Genomic DNA, 22722 nt, shown 5'->3' on the forward strand with positions numbered 1-22722 from the left:
TCTTTAGGGGATGAATGATGATGAGTATCAAAAAAATGTCAAATTCAATAAAGTCAACTGAAATAGTAGAGCAAACATCTGGAATATATGAAGAAGCTGTGAGATTAAGAAGAATGATCCATGAAAATCCTGAACTTGGATTTGAAGAGCATAAAACGGCTGAAATAATTGCGAATTATTTAAAAGAGCTTGGAATAGAAGTGACAACCGGAGTAGCTAAGACAGGAGTAGTGGGTATTCTTCATGGAGATAAAGAGGGGCCTGTGCTTGCTTTACGAGCGGATATTGATGCTTTACCTATTCAGGAGAAAATAGATGTAAGCTACAAATCAAAAAATCCTGGAGTTATGCATGCTTGCGGACATGATATGCATACCGCCATGTTACTATCTGCCGCTAATATTTTATCTCAAAATAAGCATCTTATTTCGGGTACAATAAAATTCATTTTCCAACCTGCTGAAGAGATGAAGGGCGGAGGAATAATGATGGTTGAAGAAGGTGTGTTAAGCAACCCTCCCGTTGACCATGCTTTTGCTTTTCATGTTTGGCCTGAACTAGCTACTGGAACATATGGTTTTAGAAATGGTGCGATAATGGCAAGTATGGATTCTTTTGATGTTGTATTAAAAGGTAAACAAGGTCACGGGGCAGCACCGCATCAAGGAGTAGATGCTATTGTGGGTGCTGCTCATGTTGTAACAGCGCTACAAACAATTGTTAGCAGAGAAACAGATCCAGTAGATTCTGCTGTTATAACAATCGGAACAATTGAAGCAGGGGATGGCTATAATATTATTCCTGAAAAAGCAAGTTTTAAAGGAACTGTACGAACACTTAATGCGAACACTCGGAAGGAAGTGGCTGCAAGTATTCAACGAATTATCGAAGGAGTGGCTTCCGCACTTAAATTGGAAGTTGAAATAAACTATAACTTTACAGTGGGGTATCCTGTTACAATGAATGATCCAAAATTTAATGAACATGCTGCTGCTATTGCTACTGATTTATTTGGAGAAAACTCAGTGCAGTGGTTGACTAAACCAAGTATGGCAAGTGAAGATTTTGCTTTCTATCTAGAAAAAGTCCCGGGTACATTTGTCTTCTTAGGAGTAGGAGAAAACCCAGAGGATCCGATGAAGCTGCATAGTGACGTGTTTTTACCGGATGAAAAAGCGATGATCCAAGGGATTTCCCTTATCGTAGGACTAGCTATAAATACGACTGAAATAATTCAATAAGTTAAAAAATACTAAGCAAAAATAGTGTTGGTTTTCCTTTTAGAATCAGCATAATTTGTAGAAAAGGAGTGTAATAAAGTGGAAGGAAATTCTCTGCGTAATTGGAAAATTCATTTATTTGTTTTGATATTAGTTTGTGTTACAGAATTTATTGGCGTAAAAACGTTTAACATTGGGATTGGAGCCATTGCATTATTTCCAATGTTGTATGCATTAATTATCGGAGCCATTATTAGTTTACCTTCTTTAAAAATTTTAAAAATGAAGGAAATGAATGTAGCGGCCAATATTTTAGGAATTTCATTCATGCTTTTTGTAGCCAAATTGGGAATGTTAATGGGGCCTTCATTGCCGAAGATATTTGATGCTGGGATTTCTTTAGGATTACAAGAAGTGGGACATTTCGCAGGGACAATCCTATTAGGTTTACCAATTGCTTTATTACTTGGAATGAAAAGAGAAGCAATCGGTGCTACTTTTTCAATCGATAGAGAACCTAACTTAGCCATTATTGCTGAAAAATATGGCTCGGATTCACCAGAAGGACGGGGAGCACTAGGCGTATATGTTTGTGGTACTTTGTTTGGGGCTTTATATCTGTCAGTGTTAGCAAGCTTTTTGGCTCAAACTGGTTGGTTTCATCCAATTTCACTAGCCATGGGTGCGGGAGTAGGTTCAGGTAGTATGATGGCTGCCATGTCAGGAGCATTAGCTGTTATATTCCCAGAATCCGCAAAGGATATCGCAGTTTTTGCTGGTGCTGCTAACTTAATTACAACAATTTTAGGAACGTATATATGTGTATTCTTTTCTCTTCCTTTAACAAACTATTTATACAAAAAATTTGAGCCTATTTTAGGGCGAAAGTCAAAAAAAGATCAAATGAAAAATATTGGAGCATAGGACATAAAGGGGAGAATTTATATGAAAGATAAAATATTGACTTTTATAATTATTGGTATAATAGCTATTATGGGAAATTGGGTTGGATACGATGTTTCACCAATTGACGCCTTACCAGGTATGATGATTATTGTTGCTGTAACGATATTAGGGTTCTTTTTCGCAAAAATCTCCCCTATTAAACTACCAATTGTTGTTTGGGTTTCTATGTTAGCCTTATTGGTTACAACTCCGATTTTTCCAGGAAACGCATCAATCATTAAAGTAACAGAACAAGTTAATTTTATGGCCTTGGCAACACCTATTTTGGCTTATGCTGGCCTTTCTTTCGGGAAAGATTTGAAAGAATTTAAAAAATTAGGATGGCGTATAGTTGTTATCTCTCTAGTTGTATATACAGGAACATTTTTACTATCAACTCTAGTTGCAGAAATTGGTTTTAGATTAAGTGGTAAATTCCATTAAGTTTTTGTGATCGTGCTACTCGTATTTAACTTAAAACCAAGGAAACGAAACATTGAAAGAGCTTATGGCGACTATAGAACGAATAATGAAGGTGTCTACGCTGTATTTGATGTCAAAAGTGCAGCACAGTTTTACCTTAATTTTAATAGCTTAATAAAATGTCTGATTCTAATCTTGGAATCGGGCATTTTTTATGCCAGGAAGGCATTAATTTCCCCAGTAAGAACTGAAGTATTAGGTTACTTGGATTGGTATCTTGTTTCATATTATGGAGAGTTAGATGAATCATTATAAAGAGAAAGTGCTAATTAAATATATATAAATGTATCTACACATCATAGAAGTGTAAAAGGTTATCCAATTCAGACATTTGATGATAGTAGGTCAAGAGAAAGAAGAGATTCATAATGATATCTTATCCTTCTTAGAGAGTTTTGAATGCTGATACCCTAAATGTAAAAGAGAAATAATCAACCATATATTAGATTGATTATTTCTCTAATTAATAAATATCAACGTTATTTTTCTAAGAATAACCTTGCACCGAATACTAACAATACTGTACCCGTAATACCTTCTATAGCTCTATTAACACTCTCTCTTTTTAAGTACATTCTTAGCTGTCGTATTAGTACGATATAGAGTAAGTACCAAATACCTGTAAGTGATGTAAAAGTGAGTCCAAATAAAAGAAACTGGAAAAAGTGACTTTGATTATCTAAAATAAATTGGGGTAAGAAGGTCAGAAAAAAAACGGTTGTTTTCGGGTTGAAAATGCTTGTAATAAATCCTTGTCTAAAACTTTTTGCTGTACCACCTACATTAGTTTTTATACCTTCTATATCTGATGTGATAGCTTTTTTTGATAAAGCATTTTTTATTGATTTGATTGCTAGATAAATTAAATAAGCTGCTCCAGCATATTTAATAATAGAAAATAGCATAGCTGATTTCATCAGGATAGCAGAAAGTCCTAATGTTGCCATTAGTGTATGAATTATCATTCCAGAAACTGTACCTAAAACTGTTTTGATACCTCCTTCTCTCCCATGTGAAAGGGTATTCTTTGTTACTAATGCAAAGCCTGGACCAGGCATTATAATGATTAGAATGGCTGTAAAGATAAAGAGTAAATAATTCTCCATTTTAAAAACCTTCTTCCTTACTTATTGATTAAAATCATTTTTTATAATAGCCCTTCTTATAGATTTATTTTCGATAACAAATGTTGAACCTAAAAGCAATGTACCACCAAGCATTTGAACAAATGTCATTTGCTCTTGCAAGATAACAGCAGAAATTAGTATAGCTACAAATGGATCTACATAGCTTAGCATAGCAATACTCTGTCCCTTTAACTTTTGCATACCTGAGAAAAATAACCAAAATCCAATACCAGTGTTAACAATCCCTAACAGTATTATAAAGGGAATGGATGATCTTGGTACTTCCAAGATACTAAATCTCTCAGTAAAAAGCACATATGGTAAGAGAAGTAAAGAAGTTGTTCCAAGTTGGATGATTGTAATCGCTAACTTGGCCATGTTTTGAATAAATTTGTTTAATAACATTAATGCAGCGTAAAATGCAGCTGCAACTAATCCAAATAAGATCCCAAGCAGATCACCTTTTCCAGATGCACTTATGCCATTTCCAACAATCAATAACATACCTAATATCGCAACACCAATACAAACAATCTTTTTGATAGGTAATTGTTCCTTAAGGATAATTGGTGAGAGAATCATGACAAACACAGGTGCAAAGTAATACCCTAATGTTGCGTTAGTGATGGTTGTATAATCGTAAGATTGATAGAGAAAAATCCAATTCCCTCCTAATGCAATACTAGAAAGAAATAAGATGGAAGCATTAGCTTTCACCAATTTCCACGAAATGGATTGTTTCATCATAAAAAATACGAACATTAAAAATAGACATCCGATTGAACTACTTAGTAAAGCTGTTTCACTCGAAGATAAATCAATGTATCTTTGAACTAAACCAATCGTACCAAAGATTATCATGGATAATATAAACTGAATGTTAGATTTCATCGTCTACTCCTTCGAATCTGCGAAACAGCTTATATTCCGCAGATTCTTAATCTGTTTTAAATATAAGCTTATTCAGTACTGATTTAACAAATCGAGTAAACGGTGGTGGCGGTGATGTTGAAAATGGCTTCCAAGTATTTAAGTTTGTATTTGATGATGGCATCATAATTCCCCCTATTTCTATTAATGGATTTTGATAGTGACAAGTAAAGCATTCCTTCATATAGCGCTGCAAAGACAGAAGCTAGGTTGCCTCGTCATACTTAAGAAGATATTGTTACTTTCTTTAATTCATGATGCAAGACCTAACCAATACGTTTTATACCTTCCCTAATTTGTTCTTTCGTTGTATTCGAGTAATTTTGCCGCAAGGTGTTCTTTTGTGTACCATTTGGAAAAAATGGAATACCAGGAACAATAGCCACATTATTTTTCAAGCACTCCACAAAGATTTTACTTGGATCAACAGAAGCAAGAAGCTCTACCCAAATAAATAACCCGCCTTCCGGCTTGCTGTAGGAGATATTCTCAGGGAAAAATTGATCGATGCAGGCAAACTTTAAAGGCATTGACCGCAGCCAGGTATGTGGGGCTTTCGCAAATGATGGTATCCCCTTCGTCAAGAAAGAGCCTTCCTGTCAGGTCAATAGCCTGCTGGGAACCTGACGTAATCAAGATTTGCTGTAAATGCGCTTGAATACCCGATCGCATCCATCCGCTTAATGATCGCGTTTCTAAGCGGGATATATCCTTCTGTTGTACTGTATTGAAGGGGAGTAGGGCCATCTTCTTTAAGAACGGCTTCACATGCCACATGTAGTTCCTCTACCGGAAACAGTTCCGGAGCCGGGAAACCTCCTGCAAAAGAAATCACTTCTGGCCTTTCTGTGACCTTGAAGATTTCACGCGTTTCAGAAGATTTAACCAAACTAGCTCTCTTCGCAAATTGATTTCGCATGTCTAAATGCTCCTTTTAATCATAATGTTTAACGATCATTAGCTGTTTCGCTTTTTTTACTGTATCGATGCACGATATCCTCCTACTAAATTTGAATTATCATAACACGCATAAAAAAACCATACAATATTATAATTGTATGGCAAACAATATTCCTTTCACGTTTCAATTATTTTTTTTAGTATAATAAGCGCTTTTTCAAGTTCTGCTCTCGTTTCTGGCGCACAAATCGCTAAACGCACGGCATTTGCCGGTGCAACATTACCTACCGCAAATCGCCCACCACTATAAACTTGTACCCCCTGTGCTTCAGCTACTTGTTCAAATTGGTCCCCTGTAAAATGGTTCGGCAAATGTAACCAGCGAAACATCCCTGTTTCTCCGCCTAAACAATTTTCCTTATCTAAATAATGATTGACCAATTGATTGCGAGCTTTAGTTTCCTCTTTATGAAGTGCAACAATGTTTTCAAACTGACCCGATACAATTGCTCGTGCTGCTAACTCCGCAAATAGTGGCGATACGGAAATATTTAAGTTATAAAGAGCTTTACGAATAGCATCCAGGAAGTTGAAAGGTACAGTCACATAAGCAAGACGGAGTCCATGTGCCATCGATTTCGATAAACTCGCGACATAAATCGTTTGCCCAGGAGCATATGTTGCTACGGGCGGCAATACTTTATCTTGGAATAAATGAAACATTCCATTTTCAATAATAAATAAATTATACTTTATGGCAATCTCCGCAATAGCCTTGCGAGTTTCAACACTCATTGTATACGTCATCGGATTTTGGTAATCCGGAATAATATATAAGCCTTTAATGTTTTCATTTTTGCATGCATAAAGAAGTGCTTCCGGACTCATTTCATCAGTTTCTGACCGAATCGGTACAAGCTGGATGCCCAGCATCGCGGCAGCTGTCTTTAAGCCTGGATATGTATGGTGATCGACACCAATCCGGTCTCCATGCTGACAAAGACCTGCAAGTGTTGCAGTGATGGCATTTTGTCCGCCATTAGCCAGTAAGATATGCTCTCTAGTCGTTTCAAGACCGACATATTTTAATAATTTGACGCCTGCATCTTTTTGCCAAATTGAATCACCTGGCCGGCTGTACCCAAACCATCTCGCACCATCGGGTTCTTGTAACATGGATTGCAGTAAGTCATGTAAAGGTCCATATGATACACGATCTGATAGCAGTGCGCCCATTTCAATTAAATGTTTTGGCCTTTCTTCTGAAAGCAAGTATGCGTTCGAAATCGCATCATATGAAACATAAGTGCCACTACCAATGGTTGCACTAATCAGTCCTTTTAACTCAGCTAATTTAAATGATTTTGAGATTGTACTTAGATTCACATCCAAATAGTCTGCTAATTCTCTTTGCGGTGGAAGTTTTGTGCCTGGAACTAAGCGTCCCTCTTTAATGTCACATTCTAACTGCTTAGCTAATGCCTGATAAATCGGTCTATCTTCTCGATTTAATGTCGGCTTCCATGTCATTGCATAATCTTCAAACGAATTAATAGGCACAATCCTCATCCTTTTTTCACACAATTATAAAATTGTATGGCAACAAATTCAAATCCATAAATTACTTTAAGCATTCTTACTCAATCGAGCGCGATTGTGTAAGAATAATGTAATGTCCTTTAATGTATCTATATTTTAAGAATTTAGGTCTTGATTAACAATGATATGTGGCAAATAGACATGCTTTCTCCAATATCGCCCAATTAACGTATGATATGAATAATAGATCCAAAAGGGTCCAGGTCTATTAATGAACTGAACGTACGTAAATATAGTATCCTCTGGTGGAAATGGAATGGAGAAAGGTCAAATAAATAACTGACTGCTCAAAAAAACGTATTTTCGGTCCATTAACAGACATTTACTTTTAATATTTAGGTAGTTAAAGTTATAAACAATAATAAAAACTTACTATTCGGTATTATTTGAAAATAAAGGTGGAGGATGAATGAATACAAAAGTATTAGTTATAGGTCCTATTGATTTAGTAGAACTAGTGATTTCCATCGGCCAATCATACTCCGACATTACCTTGTTACCTGCTCCTTACAATCATGAACAGGAAACAATGAATGTGATTAATAAAAGAGTCGACGAGGCGGATGTTTTATTCTTTTTAGGCATTATCCCATATCAAATAGCAAAGAATCAAAATATTACTAAGCCAATGGTTTTTATTCCATCGACAGGCACATCTTTATATCGGACTCTTTTTAAGATTATTACAGAAACTACTTTTAATCCAATAAAAGCACCGTTGAGGATCAGCATAGACACATTACCAAATAGAGAAGTAAAAGAATGTCTTGAGGATTTAGAAATATATCCTGAAAAGATATTTCTTAAAACCGGTCAAAAAGCCGATGAATTGGTCCATTTTCATTATGAACTGTGGAAGAATAAGCAAACACAAGTGGCCGTTACGTGTGTTAATTCCGTATACGAATCGTTAAAAGGGCTAGGGGTGCTAGTATTTAGGGTTCTCCCTACTATGTCTGCAATTCGAAGTAGTCTGAATAATGTTCTTTTAGAGGGGAAGGCCTTGCTTCAAAGCGATACACAAATTGCCATCGGAATCCTCCATTTTAATAATTTGCTTTCTTCTATAAATAAGCCCTTATCAGAATATGGAGAACAGCGTAAAAAGGCTGAACTGCAAAACCTCCTTATAGATTTTTGCGAAGAGGCCCAGGCTATTTTTGACTGGTCAGAACGAGATGTAGTTCGATTTATAACCACACGTGGCGCCATTGAAAGTACGACCCAAAAATATAAAAAAGCTCCGTTATTAGATGAGATAGCCATGAAAATTGGTGTAGAGACCACCATCGGGATTGGGTTTGGACATACAGCAAACGAAGCAGAAGTGAGTGCTCGTAAGGCACTTATGAAAGCCAAAGTGAATAAACCGAGCTGTTTTGTGGTTGACATGGATGGAACCGTATTTGGTCCTGTCGGAAAAGATGGGAGATTGAAATATTCCTTGCGGAGTGATGACCCAAAACTAATGAATTTAGCAAAAACAGCTGGACTCAGTATTGCAACCATAAACAAATTACTTTCCTTTTGTGAGTGCTTCGGCAATAAAAGCATCACAGCAAATGATCTTGCTAACGGACTAGGTTTAACCATTAGGAGTGCAAGGAGAATCCTGAATACTCTTGAGAATACGAATCTAGCTGTCATCGTTGGTGAGGAACAGCCCATACACCGGGGGAGACCAAGACAGCTGTATGAATTTCAATTTTTTAAGGAGTCAGTCAGATAGGATTTTTATTATTAATACTTGTGAAGAAAGGGGTAATTTAATGAGAATAGCAATTGGTCAGTTGGCTCATGAAACGAATACGTTTTCTCGAGTAAGAACGACAGTAGACTTATTTAAAGTATGGGAATGGACCCAAGGAGAGGAACTTCTCGATAGGCACACTGGTGTATTGGATTATTTGGGTGGGATGATCCATCGGGGAGAAGAGCTAGGGATTGAAATTGTGCCGACCTTTGCAGCCATGGCCAATCCATCAGGAACGATAACACCGGAAACGTTTCAAAAAGCAAAAAATCTATTAATATCAAGCATTATGAATTCGGGCAAACTGGACGGGATTTGTCTATTTCTTCATGGAGCAGGAGTAGCAGAAGGAATTGACGATATTGAAGGTGAGATTTTATCGGAATTAAGAAGCATTTTGGGATCAGAAATACCAATCGTAGCTGCTTTGGACCTGCATGGTAATATTACGGAAACCATGGTTAAAGAAGCAGATGTACTACTCGGCAATATAGATTACCCTCATACGGATTCCTATGAAAGGGGGATAGAAGCGATTGATGTTACTGCTCGTATCATTCAAGGTAAAGTTAACCCGGAAATGTCTCTAACTAAATTACCATTACTTATTCCTACTACTACTTCCTACTATTCTCCAATTAAAGAAATCAATGAATGGTGCCAGCAATGGGAAAAGCATCCTGAGGTGCTTGATTGTACCTTATTTCACGGCTTCCCATATTCAGATATCCCTCACGCAGGAGTTTCAGTAATTGCCATTACGAACAATGAACCCTCATTAGCACAAAAAATTTCAGATGATATAGCTGTTAGAATTTTTGAGAAGAAAGATGAATTTTTTCCTATATTGCCTTCACCAAAGAAAGCCATTACATATGCTTCCTCCCAGAAGGAAATGCCCATCATCATTAATGAGGCTTCCGATAATCCTGGTGCGGGTACACCAGGAGATGGCACCTTTTTATTGCAGGAAATGATTGAAGCAAACATTCCAAATAGCTGCTTTGGATTTATTTTTGATCCAGGAGTAGCGGAAATGGCCCATAAAGAAGGTGTAGGTTCCCTAATTCAAGTCGTATTAGGCGGTAAAACAGATACATTACACGGCAACCCTCTACAATTATCAGCGTATGTAAAAAGTCTATCTGATGGCAAGTTTATTCAGTCCTCACCGATGTGGAAAGGAAGCAAAGTGAACCTGGGGAGAAGTGCAAGATTAGTGGTTGGAAACGTGGATATCGTTATATGCTCTGTAAATTCACAGACATTTGACGAACAAATTTTCCTCCTTCATGGAATAGATGTTGAAAAATCAAGTATTGTTGGATTGAAATCATCTCACCATTTCCGGGCAGCCTTCATGCCTATTGCTAAAGAAATTATAACGGTTGACTCGCCAGGGTTAAGCAGTGCAAAGCTATCAACCTTTGATTACAAGAATATAAGCAGACCTATTTACCCTTTTGATTCTATTTTAAATAATCTATTAGTCTAACTAACATATAAAGGATGTGTTCAAATGCTGGATGTAATAATTAAAAATGGAAGGGTTTATGATGGAACAGGCAACCCCTGGACGAAAACGGACATTGGAATTGAGGATGGAAAAATTGTTTTTATGGGGAATTTAAGCGGTGAACAAGCTGTACGAACTATCGATGCCAATGGGTTGGCAGTTTCCCCAGGGTTTATTGATCCTCATGTCCATTCTGATTTGCTTTGCACCGTTCCGGAAGTTCATAAAATCAAGGCACTTCAGGGTGTGACTACAGAATTATTTGGACAGGATGGCATTTCTGTCGCTCCTGTATCAGAAAAAACAAAGCCGTTATGGCAAAAACAATTAAGTGGACTAAATGGCGATATAGGGGAGTGGCCATGGAATAGCATTGATGAATATTTTTCATTTCTAGAAAAGTCAAAGATGATAGGCAACGCTGCTTACCTAGTACCTCATGGCGCGGTCCGTTCCTTGGTTATGGGATTTGAGGATAGAGCGGCTACTAAACAAGAATTGGAAAAAATGCGTTTGCTGGTCGAGGAAGGAATGCGTTCAGGAGCAGTAGGCTTGTCCTCAGGTTTGGTATATCCCCCAAACGTTTTTTCCAATAAGGAAGAATTAATTGAAATATGTAAGAGTACTGCGAAATATGACGGCTGTTTCGTTGTCCATATTCGCAATGAAAGCATTCACTCTTTAACAGCTTTGGATGAAGTCATAGATGCCTCCAGACAATCCGGTGTACGATTACATATTTCCCATTTTAAGATAATCGGCCAGGGAAATCGGGATAAATTTAAGAAAGCCCTGGACAAGATGAATGCCGCTAGACGGGAAGGGATTGAAATTACCTTTGATCAATATCCATATTCAGCCGCTTCAACCGTTTTTCATGCCATACTTCCGCCATGGATGCATTCAGGGGGAACGGAAGAAATGCTGATTCGATTGGGTGTTCCAGAAATCCGAAAAAGAATCACGGAAGAATTTAAAACAAACACAGAATATGAAAATTGGGTTTTAAATTGTGGCTGGAAAAATATCGTTATTACATCCGTTCAAACTACTTCTAATAAAAGCTTAGAAGGTAAAAATCTGATTGAAATTTCAGAAATCAGGCAGCAGCCCCCTGAAGATGCCGCATTTGATATTCTGATAGAGGAAAAGGGAAATGTAGCCATGGTTATTCATTGGGGTTTTGCAGAAGATGTTTTGCTGGGCATGTGTCATCCACTGCAAATGGTAGGATCTGATGGGATTTTTGGTGGAAAGCCGCATCCTCGGTTATATGGGACATTTCCGAGAGTATTAGGAAAATATGTTAGGGAAGAAGGTGCTTTGACACTTGAACAAGCCATTCGTCGAATGACAGGTGCTCCTGCGCAGCTGATGAGATTAAAGGATAGGGGGCTAATAAAAACGGATTATCAGGCAGATATTGTTATATTCGATCCCGAAAAAATTAAAGATCTAGCTACATTCGAGAATCCGCTATCAGAGCCAGAAGGCATTCTTGCAGTTTATATAAACGGAAAATTAACCGTTTACCAGGGGGAATACACAGGAGCACGAGATGGCAAAGTAATTAAAAGTATTCAAAGTTCAAAAACTGATACAGTGGGAACATTTCAGGGTCGATAAATAATTCCAATTAATTTGCCTGCGAAAAATGAGTAGAAAAGGGAGGAATAAGATGAAGCGTTCCATTGGAGTGTCCCAAAATAAGCACTTTATATTATTTTTACTGTTTGTTGGTTATCTGGTTGATTATTTGGATCGGATGGTCATGAGTGTGGCTGTTGTATCTATTAAGGAAGAATTTAATTTGGATGCTGCTGCTGTCGGGGCAATTTTAAGTAGCTTCTTCTTATCCTATGCGATCATGCAAATACCAGGAGGATGGATGACAGACAAACTGGGCTCGAGAAAAGTCTTAATATGGTCCATCATAGTGTGGTCGGTTTTTACCGTATTTACTGGTTTTGCTTGGTCTCTTATTTCGTTACTTATCATACGTTTTCTCTTTGGTCTTGGACAAGGAGGGTATCCTTCAGCTTCCCAAAAGGGAATTGCGGATTATTTTCCCCGGGATGAAAGGCCAAAGGCTTCTGCTTACTTAATGTCTTCCAATTATTTTGGGATGGCACTTGCCCCATTGGTGGCTGCGCCGATGATATTATTTATGGGCTGGAGAAACATGTTTTATGTAATTGGATTGCTAGGAATATTATTAACGATTGCATTCTGGGTGTTTTTTAAACCAAAAGAAAGCACTGTAACAAACAAGGCATTAATAGAGAATAGCGTGCCAATGAAGGAATTGTTGGTGAATTCTGGATTGTGGAAAATAACTGTCATGTGGTTTGCTGCCGGAATAGTAAACTGGGGACTTTCTTCCTGGATTCCATCCTATTTGATGGAAGCTAGAGGGATGGATCTCTTGTCCATGGGTTTATATGCAGCGTTACCGGGTATCTCAACGGGAGTTGCTATGTTGTTCAGTGGCTGGCTTCTTGACCGGTATTTTAATAATTTGGAAAAATATTATGCGGCATTTGGCATGCTTATGTCAGGGATATTCCTATATTTGATGTTTACATCGAACTCCTTAGTAGCTGCAATGGTTTATTTGAATCTTTGTATGATCTTTAAGAGCTTTGCCTTTACAGTTGCATTTGCTTTGCCGCATAAAATCATGTCTAAAAAGGTTATCGGTTCTGCGATGGGAGTGATTAATATGGGGGCACAGGCAGCAGGCTTCATATCACCTCTTGTCATGGGCTTTATCATCACCCTTACAGGATCCTACAATGGGGCTTTTTGGTTCTTAATCGCATGTTCCGCAATTTCAATAATTGCTGCGCTTTCCATTAAAAAGAATAATCATATGGAGCAACCAAATGATGTTGACTTATTAGCATAATTCTTGAAGCATACTTATCAAAAATGAAAACAAAATGAAAACAAAATGAAAAGAAGAAAACCCCGGATCTGGTCTTTAAAAACCACCCCGGGGTTTTTGAATTTATTTAAGAAGACTTCAAAAATAAGCCGTTTTCTCTCTCTCCATCCTTCATTCGAATAAAGTGTAGACTTTTTGCCAGTATCTTCAGCTATAGTACAAGCCGTTTTTATATGAAAGTCATATTATATATATCGAAGGAAAAATCTTGAGAATCTGAGAACATGCTTGTTAATAAATCCGTGGATGATGAAAGTGACTTGGGAACGGCAAATAGAATATCTTTCCCACTATTTGACATTAAAAACTATACAATTACTCATTTCCAATAACAGCCTAATCAAAATCTTTTGCTTATTATTGATTCTTCCATGTACTTGTTTTTTCATCTCCTTGGAAAATCCATCACTCTAGAAAAAAAATTAAAAAGGAGACGTTTAGAGAATGTGGCCAATTATTAACCTTGGTAAGGAAAGGCTATACCAGCCGAATAAAAGTAAAATGCTGTCCCGGCAAGAGATAAAAGCCATTGAGTCTTGGATATCTCAAATAGGGACATTCCAATTTCTCAATACGGCAGATCAACAAATGGTTACTGCTAAAAAAACTCTGAAATTCAAATATAAAATGATCGGGCATGGTTTTAACCGAGTCGTCTATGATTTAAATAATGGCTATATTTTAAAAATTGCATTGTCAGAAGTAGGATTAATAAGCAATGCAAATGAAGCCTATATATATAATAACTGTAATGAGGAAGTCAAAAAGTATATATGTCCGGTTAAGGAGCATGGGACGGGCTGGATTATCATGAAGAAGGTGGACACGAATGTGCCGTTAGCAATCAAGGAATATACGAAACTGATCAATTTGGAATTAAAATTCCTGAGGTACGGTATTATACCAATAGATTTGCGTTTGGATAATGTCGGATATAACGAGAATGATGAAATGGTCGTCATTGATTACGGTCTATTCACCATGGATCTCAAAAGTCTAGTGTTGCAATGGTTAGTTTGACCATATGATAAATAAATTCATTAAGGCTGCCAATGGTAGTCTTTTTTTAAAAAGAATCCTAATCTTTCAGAACGATTACGCCTTTATAAATCAAAATAAATATATTAGGATAGGCTGATTTAAATTACAGCGCTTTGTGCCGGCTTTCCTCTGATAGGATTGCCGGCTTTTTACTAATTAGTATAGTATCAATAGTTGATTGTTCATTAATTTGTTTGTTTAATGTTTGAGAAGCCAATCAATTATAATGGTCTTGTTTTTCCATTGATTGCATCAACTTCGTTATTGTATACATATATCCATAGGTCAGGGTCCAGAGAATTCGTACGTGGTATCATCTGCATGTTGATAGATCCCAGTCGAGTCATGTACATGATCGAATTATGTTATATGGATATTATTAGCGTTAGCAGCGATTAAACACTCATAAGGTGGAATAGTATGATCGTTGGTGGCAAGATTGTATCATTTTAGCTGCAACGAAAGTGACTTTTCATCTGGTATAGTACGGGTCTAAATAAAGATGCCTGTATTGTTTTTTTGAGCGTTTACTATATATGTAGTTTTATCGTATACAACTTAACAAATGGATTAGTTCTTTTGTTTTTCTCATTTAGCAAAAGAAGTTTTGCCAAACGCGATATAGATGTCTAAGGATAATTGAACCTCACTCCGAGTAGAAGAATTCATTAAGTCGATCCCGAATAAATCCTTTAGTCGAGTCAGGCGATAACGCATTCCTCCTATTGATAAGTTCATTTTGCGTGCGGTTTTATGTAAATTACACTCGTTACTCAAATAAAAATATAGTGTTTTCAATAACTCCGTCGAATTTTGCGTATCATAATCGAAGACAGGACCTAAGACTCCATTGGCATAATTCTCTAATTCTTTTGGATTTCTTGCGTCTAATAAGATTGATATGTGACCTAATTCAGAAAATAGGATCACTCGTTGTTTTTGTCTTTTAATTTGTGCAATTTCGATGGCCTTGTTTGCTTGCTTAAATCCTTGATGAAAACTATTGATGTCTTGACAAAGGTTACTAATACCAATAAAAAGTTGTAAAGAAGGAATTTGACTCCTGATTTCTCCTAATAGTTCATTTCCGTATTGTGTAATAGTTAGTTTCCGTTTTACTAATAAATCTTCGGGTATTAACGCATGGACCTGAACAAATTGATTTGAAACCAAAATATGTTCTTCAGCATGGGTTGTCTGTTTTTTCAGAATGTCAGCAATCAGATTCCTAGCATTGGATAATGAGTCGTCACCCTCATTCATAATATGTTGATTCTGTAATTGAAAAACGAACACATAATGAGGTTTATTGAGGTTGTAACCTAGATAAGAAAGTTTGTTGGTGACATAGAAATCTTGACGTGGCTGTCGTAATATCTCTTCAAGCAATTCTCCTTTCATTCGATGTTCCGTTTCGATGGCAGTTCTTTCATTCAAAATATGAATGGCGCAGATATTTGCAGCTCTCTCAATAAAAGATGGATGTGGCCCGGGGAGCATCCATGATGACAGGAACACAAGTGGACATTCAAATTGATTCGGCTTCTGCGGATTTGATTCCCAACATCACCTTGGGGTCTTTAATGCACAATCATTTCAAGCAAATCGGAGCTGAATCTTATACCCAAGAAGAGAATGATTTCTCTAAATCTATTCAGGCTACTTTTTCAGAAGAAGAAAAGAAAGTAATCCGTAATCATAACGGAAAAGTGCTATCGGATAAAGTTAACGAGTATTTGCTTGAACCTGACTTTATTGCAGCGTCTACGGATGTTGGTGATGTAAGCTGGATAGTGCCTACAGGGCAAATTTATGTAACGACATGTGCGTTTAGAACTCAGCCACATACTTGGCAATTGGTGGCACAAGGAAAAACCTCCATTGCCCACAAAGGCATGTTGTTAGCAGGAAAAGTCATTGCTTCCTCAGCTATTGAAGTAATGCAGAACACTGAACTCATCAAAAAGGCAAAGGCTGAACATAAAAAGCAATTAGGTGGAGAAGAGTATGAATCGCTGATTCCGCTGGGAGTCAAGCCCGCTCCGATTAGACGTGAAAAATCCAGAGTAGCGACTATATAAGGTTTACCGTAAAGACTTTGTAATTGATTCATGTTGAGTGTTAAATTTGTTACTTTTTTCATATAGAAAAAGCCTTTGGAATCGCTAATTCCAAAGGCTTTACTATTTACAGGGGAAGAATTTCAATTGTTGGATGCTTTTTGTGAAAATCGAATCTTTGACTTCGTTCCAAACCAAAATTGTTGAGGGCATATAGTATGTTATTTAAACAAATCTTACTTTTATTTCTTATTTTTAGATTTTATCCTGTGAAAATATGATTTAGTTTACTGGAGCCTTTTTTTTGCGTGTAGGAAGCACATATAAGCAGATGTGCTTTATTTTCATTTGATTCGAATGTTGAATCTCAACCCAAAACGGAGATCCTTTGAAAATACAAAAGAGGTCTGGCTCGATGCCTTTTTTAGTCCAGTCGGCTTATCTTCGACCAGGACTTGTTTAGGCTAAAATCTAGCTCATTTGATTCATGGTGTTCTCTATATTAGCTAAGCCTCCCTTTTTCTAGTTCACTTAACTATGTTTTAAAAAATAATGGACTTAAAATGATGATAAATGCTGTTGCAGAGATAGTGATTGCTGAATAAATTAATAAATAGATATGATTGTGTAATTCCCCTTTTTCTTACTGTAACTCCACATATTATTAAGGAGGATTTTATAATGAAAAACGTTGAATTCAATAAAGAATATTTGGAAATAATAGGAAGCTTACCTGACTCTCTTGAGGAGTATCAGTTTTACCTTGGACTAAAAGAACGGAAAATTTATTTTAATTATGAAGTGGATACAACCATTGTCAATAAAATTGTTTATTGGATTCAAGAATGGAATCGAGAAGATGAAGAATTGAATATTCCAATAGATAAAAGAAAGACAATACAAGTTTATATAACATCTGATGGTGGGGATGTTGTGGCAGGTTTTTCTGCCATTGATGCTATTAAATCAAGTAAAACGAAAGTTGAAACCATTGGTGTAGGATCTTGTGTTTCTATGGGTGCGTTACTTTTGATTAGTGGACATTATAGAAAAGCATATCCCAATACAATAATTCTCATACATGATGGAAGTATGTCTGTTCAATCAACTTCTAAGAAGGCTAAAAATACAATGAATTTCTATGATCGTTTAGATAATCGTATTAAGGATTTTATTGTGGAAAATACCAACATCTCAGAAGAATTGTATAATGAAAAGGGAGATGAAGAATGGTACATGTTTGCAAATGACGAAGGATTGAGTTTAGGAATAGTACATGAAATAATTTAATAGTTAGTTAATAGGGAAGTGAAGTTGGTTGTAATTCCTTCATCCTGTTACTAAAGACATTATTCAATTATTTTATTGAAGAAAAACAGTGTTGAGTCTGTGCTAACAAACAATAAAACTAAATATAAACATTCTAAAGCTATTTACCATCTTTTTTAGAACGTGAGAATTATAAAGAGATGGATAACTTATATACAATAGTAGAAATCTAATATCGTCTGAGAACAATGAGTCAAACCAAGGTTTAAGACTAGAATAACAGTTAAAAAACTTCGGATTGAAAAGAACTGTTAATATGAAATAACTGACTATTCAGTATTCGAGAATACTATGAACGCTAAAATTTAGTAAACGTCGAGTAGCCCCAAAATATACTACATATGTGGCGTATTTTGGGACAACTTTTGTTCGCTAGTAACGTGAAAAGTCCGTAAAGTACTTTCTTTCTTAAAAATGACTAACACAATCAAAAATGCAATTCATACAAAAAGTGATAAGATCAACAGGATGTATTTTTTCATAATGCTCCTATAGTTTCATTTATTTAATTTTTACCCGGAGTGATGTTCCCCCAATTCTTTTTTACTCGAGTGTTAGCACCCTCTTTAAAACCAATGGTTATTACTGCCAAAAGACCATCTATATGAAAAGATTCGATTGCAAATTATAACAAGGATGATCCCATTTTGCATTTGTTAAATTAGAACGATACGAATCATCAGTTGACCATAATGTGGTTATTAATTTTTACGGTGCTCCTATCTGATCTTGACCATATTTAACTGCTTTTTACGTTCTGCAGCTGCAGCATTTAACTAGCGCCTTTCCACAAATTATTTCTATTCCAATGATGGACTTTATTATTCATAGACTTAGTCTTGGATATACCATTCTTTCATTTTGAAAAAATGGTAAAGTGAGGGGAGAAGAGCTAGTAAGGAATAGGCAGGATATTAATGAAGATGAAAACTTTAATTTGTACGATGCTTTAAATTAAATAGGCTTTATAAATGATACGTCTTGAATTAAATATTCAAAATATCTTTTTCTCGATTTGATATAGTATACTGTTTGTTTTATACGTAGAGATTCCCATCATTTCCACCTATATGACAAGAAGTAATAGTTTATTTATGACTAAAGAAGAATTTTTGAAAAAGGCTTGGTAGAGGAGGAACAGAATTGGAGAATTATTTATCAATCAGTGAAATGGCTTCCATTCACAGTATCTCAAGGCAAACACTCATTTATTACGATAAGATTGAATTATTTAAACCTGTACATATAGATGAACATGGTTATCGCTATTATAGTGCAGTTCAGATTCCATTTCTAAGGGAAATTTGTTTTTTGAAGTCGATTGGCATCAAACTGAATGATATTAAGCACCATATTGGAAATCGGAATTTGACTACTGCCATGTCACTTTTGGAATTTCATCAAGAATTCATAGATAAAGAAATAAATACCTTGATGAATACACGCACATTTATCCAACAGAGGTTAATGAAATATTCAGAAGCCAAAAATATTAAGAGCGAATTGGATAAACCTATTATAGAAGAATTTCCTGAAAGGGATGTCTTGTTTATACCCTTTGAAAATAAATTGTGCCGAGAGGAATTACATTTAACACTGATGAAAGCTTGGAATGTATTAAGTAAACATGAGATGCTGCCTTCCGAGGGATTTGGCACGGTTATTTTAAAGGATAAGCTTGGCACGGATGATATTTTCGAGGGTGCGGGAATATATACTTCCTTACCTTTTATAGATCCTGATATGGAGAATATGATAACCTTGCCTGCTGGGCAATATGCATGCGTGTATAAATATGGAATGCCATATAATATTGAGTTTTTAAATAAGCTGGTTCAATGGATTAGTGATAATCATTATAGAATTGTAGGGGATGTTATAGACGCTTGTCTATTAGATACGACTTTTTACGAGAATGATAATAGTGTTGATTTTTGTCAGCTGCAAATCCCAGTAGAAAAAATTACTTGATTTTTCAAATACCTATTGACTGTATAGTAGAAATACACATTAATATATTCCTTGTAACCGTTATCATATAGTTCCGTTGAAACCGAATAGTACATAGGGCACTGATTATATGAATGCTAGGGGGATTTTTAATGTCTACAAAAAAGAAAAAAGTAACTGATTTACGTTCTGCTTTAGAACTTTTACAAGCCATTCCAGGACAATTAATTGAAACAAATGAACCAGTCAATCCACATGCTGAACTATCTGGGGTTTATCGTCATGTTGGGGCAGGCGGAACAGTAATGCGCCCAACAAAAATTGGACCTGCCATGGTTTTCAATCATGTATTGGGACATGAAGATGCAAGCGTGGTGATCGGACTATTAGCCAGCCGGGAAAGAGTCGGCCTCATGCTTGATACAAAACCGGAGCGACTGGGGTTCCTTTTAAATGAGGCTGTAAAATCTCCAATTGATCCAATCACGATTTCAAATGATAAAGCGAAAGCTCAAGAAGTGGTTCACTATGCAGAAGATCCAGATTTCGATATTAGAAAATTAATTCCTGCACCTACGAATACAGAGGAAGATGCGGGTCCATATATCACCATTGGCATGTGCTATGCCTCTGATTCAGAAACGGGAGAATCAGATATTACGATACATCGTTTATGTTTACAAAGTAAAGATGAGATGTCCATGTATTTTGTTCCTGGCCGACATTTAGAAGTTTTTCGTGAAAAGGCAGAAAAAGCCGGAAAACCATTACCTATTTCCATTAGTATCGGCGTTGACCCTGCTATTGAAGTAGCGGCTTGTTTTGAAGCACCAACGACACCTCTAGGCTTTAATGAATTGAGTGTTGCAGGAGCGATTAGAAATGAAGCTGTTGAACTAGTTCAATGCTTGACCATTGATGAAAAAGCTATCGCAAATGCTGAATATGTGATAGAAGGGGAATTGGTTCCTGGAGTACGTGTTCGAGAAGATCAAAACACCAATACCGGAAAAGCAATGCCGGAATTCCCTGGTTATACGGGTTCAGCAGTAGCTGAACTGCCTTTAATCAAAGTAAAAGCGGTTACACATCGTATCAATCCAATTATGCAAACAGTTATTGGCCCGAGTGAAGAACATGTGAATATGGCTGGTATTCCTACAGAAGCAAGCATACTTCAAATGGTGGAAAAGGCAATGCCAGGCAAATTATTAAATGTGTATGCCCATACATCAGGCGGCGGTAAATACATGGCAGTTTTACAATTTATGAAAAGTCAGCCAAGCGATGAAGGACGTCAAAGACAAGCTGCACTGTTGGCGTTCGCTGCCTTTTCTGAGCTTAAGCATGTCTTCATAGTGGATGAAGATGTGGATCCATTCGATAGCAATGATGTTTTATGGGCATTAAATACTCGATACCAAGGTGATGTTGATACAGTATTCATTCCTGGAGTACGTTGTCATCCGTTAGATCCTTCACAAGATCCAGCTTACAGCACATCTATTCAGGAAAAAGGGGTTTCCTGTAAGACCATTTATGACTGTACTGTACCCTTTCATTTAAAAGATGAATTTAAAAGGTCAGAATTTAAAGAGGTAGATCCAAGGCGATTTGTTCCTGGTTTCTCCAATGTATAAATTCTCTAAATTTCAAAGTTTCAATTCAGTGACTAATGAATAAGGAGGGGAATTAATGAAAATCATTGTTGGGATTACAGGAGCGACTGGAGCCATTTTCGGTATAAGGATTCTTCAAATGCTTAAAAACAGTGGAGTTGAGACCCATTTAATCATGTCCCCTTGGGCACATGCCACCATTCAACATGAAACTTCATATTCTGTTAAGGACGTAGAGGGATTAGCTGATCATTCCTATTCATACAAAGATCAAGCAGCAAGAATATCAAGTGGATCTTTCCGGGTTGATGGAATGATTGTAGCCCCTTGCAGTATGAAAACTCTAGCATCTATTCGCATGGGTCTAGCGGATAATTTATTAACAAGGTCTGCTGATGTCATGTTGAAAGAAAGAAAAAAATTATTACTAATGACAAGAGAAACCCCTCTAAATACAATTCATTTGGAGAATATGACGGCACTTTCCAAAATGGGGACCATTATTTTCCCTCCTATGCCTGCATTCTATAATCATCCTGAGAACGTTAACGATATCATTGACCATCTGGCTTACAGAGCATTAGATCAATTTGAGATAGATGTTTTCGGTGCGAAACGGTGGGACGGGATGAAATATAGCAGCAAAACATAGCAAAATTGCCAGGGGATTTAGTGTTAATTACTTAGGGGAAAAAGGTGGAAAAATGATTGGGATGGAGATGTCAGAAGAGGTATTCGACTTGTTAAATGGCAAAGAATTGGCCGACAAGCAGCATGAAGCCATGATGCTGTTAACGGTAAGTGAAGCGGGATGGCCACATACCGCGATGATAAGCGTTGGAGAAATCGTAGCCATAAGCAGTAAGGAACTACGAATTGGATTATGGCCAGAGACTTCGACTACAGCCAATATCATTCGTACCCATAAAGCTACATTGGTACTGTTTTGGAAAGGGAAAGCGCATTATATTCGACTTTCTTTAGTGAGATTAAAAGAATTGCCAACTGCAAGATACCAAAGAGAACGATTTTTAGCTAAGGTTGTCTCGGCACGTGAGGATGTTGCAAAGTATGCAGATATCACCTCTGGTATTAAAATAAAGTTGAAAAATTCTAAAGAAGTCGTTGAACGATGGGACCAGACTATTGAGGATATGCGTCAGTGAAGTTCAGAAACTTTCACAAATCGAACAAACATCAAGGGAAATACGGAAGTCGAGGGAGCCTCGTCCGCTTCTGTTACAGCTCAATGAAATTACTATATTTCGTTAATTAAGAAAAGAAAACCCTGGCATCCAAGTGG

General features: G+C 36.7%; 20 protein-coding genes. 14 read left to right on the forward strand and 6 right to left on the reverse strand.

All coding sequences use genetic code 11. The annotated features are described in order from the left end of the window. The first annotated feature begins 20 nt into the window (after positions 1–20). The 3 genes from ACFWE9_RS18820 (at position 21) to ACFWE9_RS18830 (ending at position 2609) form a co-directional block, all read left to right on the forward strand. Complete coding sequence (locus ACFWE9_RS18820; RefSeq protein WP_377358136.1) at positions 21–1241, forward strand: M20 metallopeptidase family protein; 1221 nt, start codon at positions 21–23, stop codon at positions 1239–1241. Positions 1242–1319: 78 nt separating this feature from the next. Beyond that, positions 1320–2144, forward strand: a complete 825-nt coding sequence (locus ACFWE9_RS18825; protein WP_377358138.1) for a DUF3100 domain-containing protein — start codon at positions 1320–1322, stop codon at positions 2142–2144. A 21-nt stretch (positions 2145–2165) separates the two neighbouring features. Beyond that, the gene (locus ACFWE9_RS18830) at positions 2166–2609 is read left to right on the forward strand and encodes a hypothetical protein (RefSeq protein ID WP_230156668.1); all 444 of its coding nucleotides are present in this window, start codon (positions 2166–2168) and stop codon (positions 2607–2609) included. Between the two features lie 518 nt (positions 2610–3127). On the opposite strand, the gene ACFWE9_RS18835 is transcribed toward ACFWE9_RS18830, so the two are convergent. The 5 genes from ACFWE9_RS18835 to ACFWE9_RS18855 all read right to left on the reverse strand — a co-directional run bounded on the left by ACFWE9_RS18835 (position 3128) and on the right by ACFWE9_RS18855 (position 7165). Next, complete coding sequence (locus ACFWE9_RS18835; RefSeq protein WP_377358140.1) at positions 3128–3754, reverse strand: LysE family translocator; 627 nt, start codon at positions 3752–3754, stop codon at positions 3128–3130. Between the two features lie 21 nt (positions 3755–3775). Beyond that, positions 3776–4666 (reverse strand): DMT family transporter, encoded by an 891-nt coding sequence (locus tag ACFWE9_RS18840; RefSeq protein ID WP_377358142.1) that lies wholly within the window; start codon positions 4664–4666, stop codon positions 3776–3778. Between the two features lie 305 nt (positions 4667–4971). Further along, complete coding sequence (locus tag ACFWE9_RS18845) at positions 4972–5289, reverse strand: hypothetical protein (protein WP_377358144.1); 318 nt, start codon at positions 5287–5289, stop codon at positions 4972–4974. Between the two features lie 20 nt (positions 5290–5309). Continuing rightward, entirely contained in the window at positions 5310–5624 is a 315-nt protein-coding gene (locus tag ACFWE9_RS18850; protein WP_230156661.1) for a hypothetical protein, read from the reverse strand. 158 nt (positions 5625–5782) lie between these two features. Then, entirely contained in the window at positions 5783–7165 is a 1383-nt protein-coding gene (locus ACFWE9_RS18855) for an aminotransferase-like domain-containing protein (protein WP_377358146.1), read from the reverse strand. Between the two features lie 448 nt (positions 7166–7613). Here ACFWE9_RS18855 and ACFWE9_RS18860 point away from each other — a divergent pair, with 448 nt between their 5' ends. The 5 genes from ACFWE9_RS18860 (at position 7614) to ACFWE9_RS18880 (ending at position 14440) form a co-directional block, all read left to right on the forward strand. Beyond that, positions 7614–8933 carry a helix-turn-helix domain-containing protein gene (locus ACFWE9_RS18860; RefSeq protein WP_230156659.1) on the forward strand — a complete coding sequence of 440 codons (1320 nt, stop codon included), beginning with the start codon at positions 7614–7616 and terminating at the stop codon, positions 8931–8933. A 40-nt stretch (positions 8934–8973) separates the two neighbouring features. Beyond that, complete coding sequence (locus tag ACFWE9_RS18865) at positions 8974–10452, forward strand: M81 family metallopeptidase (RefSeq protein WP_377358149.1); 1479 nt, start codon at positions 8974–8976, stop codon at positions 10450–10452. Between the two features lie 24 nt (positions 10453–10476). Beyond that, positions 10477–12099: an N-acyl-D-amino-acid deacylase family protein gene (locus ACFWE9_RS18870; RefSeq protein ID WP_230156657.1), complete on the forward strand. Its 1623-nt coding sequence runs from the start codon at positions 10477–10479 to the stop codon at positions 12097–12099. Between the two features lie 52 nt (positions 12100–12151). Continuing rightward, positions 12152–13381, forward strand: coding sequence for an MFS transporter (locus ACFWE9_RS18875; protein WP_377358151.1), 1230 nt, complete (start codon positions 12152–12154; stop codon positions 13379–13381). Between the two features lie 483 nt (positions 13382–13864). Beyond that, complete coding sequence (locus ACFWE9_RS18880) at positions 13865–14440, forward strand: hypothetical protein (RefSeq protein ID WP_377358153.1); 576 nt, start codon at positions 13865–13867, stop codon at positions 14438–14440. A gap of 609 nt (positions 14441–15049) precedes the next feature. Here ACFWE9_RS18880 and ACFWE9_RS18885 read toward each other — a convergent pair. Beyond that, the gene (locus ACFWE9_RS18885) at positions 15050–15979 is read right to left on the reverse strand and encodes a PucR family transcriptional regulator (RefSeq protein ID WP_377358155.1); all 930 of its coding nucleotides are present in this window, start codon (positions 15977–15979) and stop codon (positions 15050–15052) included. Here ACFWE9_RS18885 and ACFWE9_RS18890 point away from each other — a divergent pair. The 6 genes from ACFWE9_RS18890 (at position 15967) to ACFWE9_RS18915 (ending at position 22585) form a co-directional block, all read left to right on the forward strand. Beyond that, positions 15967–16542, forward strand: coding sequence for a zinc-binding metallopeptidase family protein (locus ACFWE9_RS18890; protein WP_230156651.1), 576 nt, complete (start codon positions 15967–15969; stop codon positions 16540–16542). The two genes, ACFWE9_RS18885 and ACFWE9_RS18890, sit on opposite strands and share 13 nt — an antisense overlap. 660 nt (positions 16543–17202) lie before the next feature. After that, on the forward strand, positions 17203–17811 hold the full coding sequence (locus tag ACFWE9_RS18895; protein ID WP_230156648.1) for a ClpP family protease: 609 nt from the start codon (positions 17203–17205) through the stop codon (positions 17809–17811). A 1182-nt stretch (positions 17812–18993) separates the two neighbouring features. Further along, a complete protein-coding gene (locus ACFWE9_RS18900; protein ID WP_230156646.1) occupies positions 18994–19821 on the forward strand; it encodes a MerR family transcriptional regulator in 828 nt (275 codons plus the stop codon). Between the two features lie 131 nt (positions 19822–19952). Then, positions 19953–21440 carry a UbiD family decarboxylase domain-containing protein gene (locus ACFWE9_RS18905; protein WP_377358158.1) on the forward strand — a complete coding sequence of 496 codons (1488 nt, stop codon included), beginning with the start codon at positions 19953–19955 and terminating at the stop codon, positions 21438–21440. A 55-nt stretch (positions 21441–21495) separates the two neighbouring features. Beyond that, positions 21496–22071 carry a UbiX family flavin prenyltransferase gene (locus tag ACFWE9_RS18910; RefSeq protein WP_230156642.1) on the forward strand — a complete coding sequence of 192 codons (576 nt, stop codon included), beginning with the start codon at positions 21496–21498 and terminating at the stop codon, positions 22069–22071. A 52-nt stretch (positions 22072–22123) separates the two neighbouring features. After that, positions 22124–22585, forward strand: a complete 462-nt coding sequence (locus ACFWE9_RS18915) for a pyridoxamine 5'-phosphate oxidase family protein (RefSeq protein ID WP_230156640.1) — start codon at positions 22124–22126, stop codon at positions 22583–22585. Positions 22586–22722: the final 137 nt, after the last annotated feature.

The organism is Peribacillus sp. NPDC060253 (assembly GCF_042727425.1).
Taxonomy (GTDB): Bacteria; Bacillota; Bacilli; order Bacillales; family DSM-1321; genus Peribacillus.

What these genes read in the sequence shown, in the direction of transcription:
- ACFWE9_RS18820 (WP_377358136.1), top strand. Translation starts at nt 21, where the DNA reads ATGAGTATCAAAAAAATGTCAAATTCAATAAAGTCAACTGAAATAGTA.
- ACFWE9_RS18870 (WP_230156657.1), top strand. Translation starts at nt 10,477, where the DNA reads ATGCTGGATGTAATAATTAAAAATGGAAGGGTTTATGATGGAACAGGC.
- ACFWE9_RS18865 (WP_377358149.1), top strand. Translation starts at nt 8,974, where the DNA reads ATGAGAATAGCAATTGGTCAGTTGGCTCATGAAACGAATACGTTTTCT.
- ACFWE9_RS18835 (WP_377358140.1), bottom strand. Translation starts at nt 3,754, where the DNA reads ATGGAGAATTATTTACTCTTTATCTTTACAGCCATTCTAATCATTATA.
- ACFWE9_RS18880 (WP_377358153.1), top strand. Translation starts at nt 13,865, where the DNA reads ATGTGGCCAATTATTAACCTTGGTAAGGAAAGGCTATACCAGCCGAAT.
- ACFWE9_RS18915 (WP_230156640.1), top strand. Translation starts at nt 22,124, where the DNA reads ATGATTGGGATGGAGATGTCAGAAGAGGTATTCGACTTGTTAAATGGC.
- ACFWE9_RS18850 (WP_230156661.1), bottom strand. Translation starts at nt 5,624, where the DNA reads ATGCGAAATCAATTTGCGAAGAGAGCTAGTTTGGTTAAATCTTCTGAA.
- ACFWE9_RS18910 (WP_230156642.1), top strand. Translation starts at nt 21,496, where the DNA reads ATGAAAATCATTGTTGGGATTACAGGAGCGACTGGAGCCATTTTCGGT.
- ACFWE9_RS18830 (WP_230156668.1), top strand. Translation starts at nt 2,166, where the DNA reads ATGAAAGATAAAATATTGACTTTTATAATTATTGGTATAATAGCTATT.
- ACFWE9_RS18905 (WP_377358158.1), top strand. Translation starts at nt 19,953, where the DNA reads ATGTCTACAAAAAAGAAAAAAGTAACTGATTTACGTTCTGCTTTAGAA.
- ACFWE9_RS18875 (WP_377358151.1), top strand. Translation starts at nt 12,152, where the DNA reads ATGAAGCGTTCCATTGGAGTGTCCCAAAATAAGCACTTTATATTATTT.
- ACFWE9_RS18840 (WP_377358142.1), bottom strand. Translation starts at nt 4,666, where the DNA reads ATGAAATCTAACATTCAGTTTATATTATCCATGATAATCTTTGGTACG.
- ACFWE9_RS18890 (WP_230156651.1), top strand. Translation starts at nt 15,967, where the DNA reads ATGACAGGAACACAAGTGGACATTCAAATTGATTCGGCTTCTGCGGAT.
- ACFWE9_RS18895 (WP_230156648.1), top strand. Translation starts at nt 17,203, where the DNA reads ATGAAAAACGTTGAATTCAATAAAGAATATTTGGAAATAATAGGAAGC.
- ACFWE9_RS18860 (WP_230156659.1), top strand. Translation starts at nt 7,614, where the DNA reads ATGAATACAAAAGTATTAGTTATAGGTCCTATTGATTTAGTAGAACTA.